This window comes from Pseudomonas sp. 05N434, assembly GCF_056396965.1.
The window spans coordinates 1-4,605 of record NZ_JBFTMK010000407.1 but is presented as its reverse complement, the minus strand read 5'-3'; the positions used below and the strand labels follow the sequence as shown (position 1 = coordinate 4,605).

Sequence of the window (4,605 nt, the reverse complement as noted above, 5' to 3'; positions counted from 1 at the left end):
GACTATCGCCAGTTGTTCACCACGATTTTCGCCGACTACTACCTGTTCGACGAATTGGTACAAGGCGAGCAGAACGTTCCCGAAGACGCCAACCGTTACCTAGAACGCCTGGAAATCTCGCACAAGGTCTGCATCCGCGATGGCGCCTTCAGCACCACCGACCTGTCCACCGGCCAGCGCAAACGCCTGGCCCTGTTGAACGCCTGGCTGGAAGAACGCCCGGTGCTGGTGTTCGACGAGTGGGCGGCCGACCAGGACCCGGCCTTCCGGCGCATCTTCTACACCGAGCTGTTGCCGGAACTCAAATACCTGGGCAAGACCATCATCGTCATTTCCCACGACGACCGTTACTTCGATGTCGCCGACCAATTGGTGCGGATGGAAGGCGGCAAGCTCGTCGCGCAAAAAAAACCGTTGGCGACCGCCTGAACGATCCACCGCCGACTACGAGAGCCCCGATGAACGATTTGATCGATGATGATGTACTGGCGCTGTTGCTGGCCGATGCCGGTGATCAACCCCAAGGGATAACCGCCCGCGTCAACCAGCGCCCGGCGCCGCTGTCTTTCGCCCAGCAGCGGCTGTGGTTTCTCCAGCAACTGTCACCGGACAACGCCGCCTACAACCTGCCCCGTGTCATGCGCATCACCGGCCCCCTGGCGCCCCGGCGGCTGGAAACAGCCCTGAACAAGGTGCTTGAGCGTCACGATATTTTGCGCAGTGCCTTCGTCGAAATCGATGGTTGCGCCATGCAGGTGGTCGATGCGCAGGCAACACTGGTGCTCGACCATGAAGACCTGTCGGGCCTGTCGGACGAGGCCCGCGCCAACCGGATCGCGCTACGTATCGAGGCCCAGGCCGGCACGCCGTTCGACCTGCGCCAGGCGCCGCTGATGCGGGCAACACTGCTGCAGATTTCGGCCGACGAGCATCTGTTGCTGATGAACATGCACCACATCGTTTCCGATGCCTGGTCCAATGCCATTCTGATGCAAGACCTGACACGGGCCTTTGCCCAAGCCGGCAGCGGCGATACATCACCCTTGCCACGCCCGGCCATCCAGTACGCCGACTATGCCGCCTGGCAGCGTGGCGAATACCTGCACAGCGCAACCTGCGCCAGCAGCGCCGAATACTGGCAAGAGTATCTGGGGCAAACATTGCCGGCCCTCGATCTGCCGGTGGACTTCCCACGAAATGCCCGGCACGGCCACCCTGCCGGGCAGTATGACTTCAGTGTGCCCGCGCCCCTCGCGCAAGCCCTGAACCGCTTCTGCCAGCAGCAAAAACTGACGCCTTTCGTCGTGACCCTCGGGGCCTGGCAATTGTTATTGAGCCGCTACAGTGGCCAATACGACTTTACCGTCGGCGTACCCAACGCCACCCGCAATCGCAGCGAAACCCAGGATCTGGTCGGCTTTTTCGTCAGCTCCCAGGTGTACCGGGCGCGCATTGATCCGCTGCTGTCCTGCGCAGACTTTCTCCAGCGGCTGCGGCGCGAATCGCTGGCGGCACTGGACCATGGCGATTACCCGTTGGAATTGAGTTTCGACGCGTTGCAATTGCACGCCAGCGAACACGCCAATCCGTTGTTCCAGGTGCTGTTCAACTGGCGCACCGACACCGGGCAACCAGACCGGATCGACCTGGACGGACTGGCGCTGGAGTTCCTCGGCGCGGGTCCCAGCCAGGCCAAATTCGATCTGTCCCTGGACGTCGGCTATTCGCTCGAGGGCATCAGCGCGAGTCTCGAATACAGCCAGGACCTCTACGCCCCTGCCACCCTCGAACGCCTGGCCCGGCACTGGCTGAACCTGCTCCATGCACTCACGGAAGATCCGCTGCGTGCGCTCGGCGAATTGCCGCTGCTGGCAAGAGACGAACGCCAGGTTCAGTTGCAGCAGTGGAATCCGCCCGCGTCAGCCATGCCTGAGGACGGCGTGCATCAATTGTTCGAACGCCAGGCGCTGGCAACCCCCGACTCGGTAGCCCTGATCTTCAACGACCTTGAGCTCAGCTATGCCCAGCTCAACGCCGCCGCCAATGGCCTGGCCCACTCGTTGATTGCACAGGGTGTCGGACCGGAAGTGCTGGTGGGCATTGCSGTSGAGCGTTCGRCGCASATGATCATCAGCCTGYTGGCGGTGCTCAAGGCCGGYGGCGCCTATGTCCCGCTGGACCCCGATTATCCGCAGGAACGCCTGGCCTGGATGATTGAAGACAGTGGCCTGAGCGTGTTGCTGAGCCAGCGTTCGCTGCTTGATCGACTGCCATCGATGCCCGGCGTCCAGCGACGCTGCGTCGACGACATCGATGTCCGGGGGACGCTGCCCGCACTTGACCCGCCCTGCCGCACCACCGGCCAAAACCTCGCGTATGTGATGTTCACGTCCGGCTCTACCGGTCGCCCCAAAGGGGTCGGCATCACCCAGGCGGCGTTGACCCGTCACGCCCAGGTGGCGCTGGAGTTTCTCGGCCTGAGCGCACAGGACCGGTCCCTGCAGTTCGCCACGTTCAACTTCGATGCCTTTGTCGAGCAGCTTTACCCGGCGTTGATCTGCGGCGCCTCGGTGGTGCTGCGCGGGCCGGATATCTGGGACAGTGAAACCTGGTACCGCGAACTGCTCGACAAACAGTTCAGCGTCAGCGACCTGACCACCACCTACTGGAACATGCTGGCCAAGGACTTCGCCGCTGCCGGTCAGCGCGACTACGGTGCACTGCGGCAAGTGATCGTCGGTGGCGAAGCGATGCCACCGGAGGGCGTTGCGGCCTGGGGCAAGGCCGGGCTCGGGCACGTGAAGCTGCTGAACACCTACGGGCCGACGGAAACGACAGTCAGCGCCACGGTGCTTGATTGCAGCGACTACGTGACAGGGCATATCGCCCTGCCCAAAAGCATGCCGATCGGCCAGCCTCTGGCCGGACGGGCGATTTACCTGCTCGATGCCGGCGGCCAGCCAGTGCCAGTGGGTGTCGTCGGTGAACTGATGATTGCCGGCGACCTGCTCGCACGCGGCTACTTCAAGCGACCTGAGCTCACGGCCGAGCGCTTCATCCCCGACCCGTTCGATGTTCAGGGCGGCGGTCGTCTCTACCGCACCGGCGATCTGGCGCGCTATCGCGCCGACGGTGTGATCGAGTATGCAGGCCGGCTGGATCACCAGGTGAAGATTCGCGGCTTCCGCATCGAACTCGGGGAAATCGAGTCATGCCTGCTGCGATCGCCGCAGGTCCGCGAGGCGTTGGTGGTTGCCCGGGAAGGCGCGGTGGGTTTGCAACTGGTCGGCTATGTCGTGGCCCAAAGCGACTCGCTGAGCGAGCAGCAACAACTCGACCTGCGCGAAACCCTCAAGGCTGAGCTCAAGGCCAATCTGCCGGACTACATGGTGCCCAGCCATCTGCTGGTACTGGCCGCCATGCCGTTGAGCCCCAACGGCAAGCTCGACCGCAAGGCCCTGCCGCAGCCCGACCTCAGCCAGACGCAGCGCCACTTCATTGCCCCCGAAACGCCCCTGGAAAAGGCGCTCGCCGAACTCTGGCAAGAAGCGTTGCAGGTCGAGCGTGTCAGCCTCGACGACAACTTTTTCGAACTCGGTGGCCACTCGATTCTGGCCATTCAATTCATCTCGACCCTAAACGCGCGCCTGGGCATCAAACTGGCGCTGCAACACATGCTGGCTCATCCCAATGTCCAGGCACTGGCCAGATTCATCGCCCTGGAGCATCAGCAGCATGTGCAATGCGTGGTCGAACTCAACGCCTCGACAGCGTCGGCGCCGCCGCTGTTCTGCCTGCACCCCAGCGGCGGTATCGTGTTCTGTTATCAGCCGCTGGCGAAAAAACTCAGTGCCCATGCCCGGACCTTCGGCGTGATGCACAAGGGCTTTGCCGACAAAGACTCGAACGCTCAGACATGGGCCGAGATGATTGCCGACTACAGCGCACAGATCGTCGAGAAGCAGCCACACGGCCCTTACCGATTGATGGGCTGGTCATTGGGGGGCGCGATTGCCATGGACGTCGCCGCCCACCTGGAGCGCCAGGGCAAGGAAGTGACCTTCCTCGGCCTCGTCGACAGCACATTGCCCGAACATGCCTTGCCCGCCGACCTGCCGCGCAAGCCTCTGGAAGAAGACAACCCGAACCACCTCAGCGCGGAAAACGAACTGCTGGCAGCACTCGAAGTCTTCAACCTGATGTTCGCGCATCTGGAACCGGCGGCGGCGAGCTTCATCGCCCGGAACCCGACGGCCGACCTCAAGACCTTCTATCGCTGGGCCAGCGAACAGACGGCCACCGGCGAGCAAGAGATGATCGCGACCCTGGAAGGCATCAAGCAGGAAGTCATGAACGCCCAGGCCTATGCGATTCACGATCGCCTGGTGGACGCGTTCAATGCCTTCTCGCTGCCGCCGCTCAAGGTCAAGGCCAGTTGCTGGTGGTCGCTGTCGCATAAAACCCTGGAGCAAGTGCTGTATTCGGAACAACTGCTCAGGGCCCACAACGTGACAGGCCAATTGCACACCTCGATCCACTCACCACTGCCGCACCGCAGCATGATCTACAGCGAGTCGCTACTGGAGTCGTTTACCGAAGTGCTCC

General features: G+C 62.6%; 2 protein-coding genes. Both read left to right on the top strand.

All coding sequences use genetic code 11. From position 1 onward, the window contains the following. On the top strand, positions 1-429 hold a 429-nt coding region (locus tag AC1DLB_RS21900; protein ID WP_477785629.1), incomplete at its 5' end, for an ATP-binding cassette domain-containing protein. Between the two features lie 29 nt (positions 430-458). Then, positions 459-4,605 (top strand): amino acid adenylation domain-containing protein (locus tag AC1DLB_RS21895; protein WP_477785628.1); only part of this gene is annotated, 4,147 nt, incomplete at its 3' end.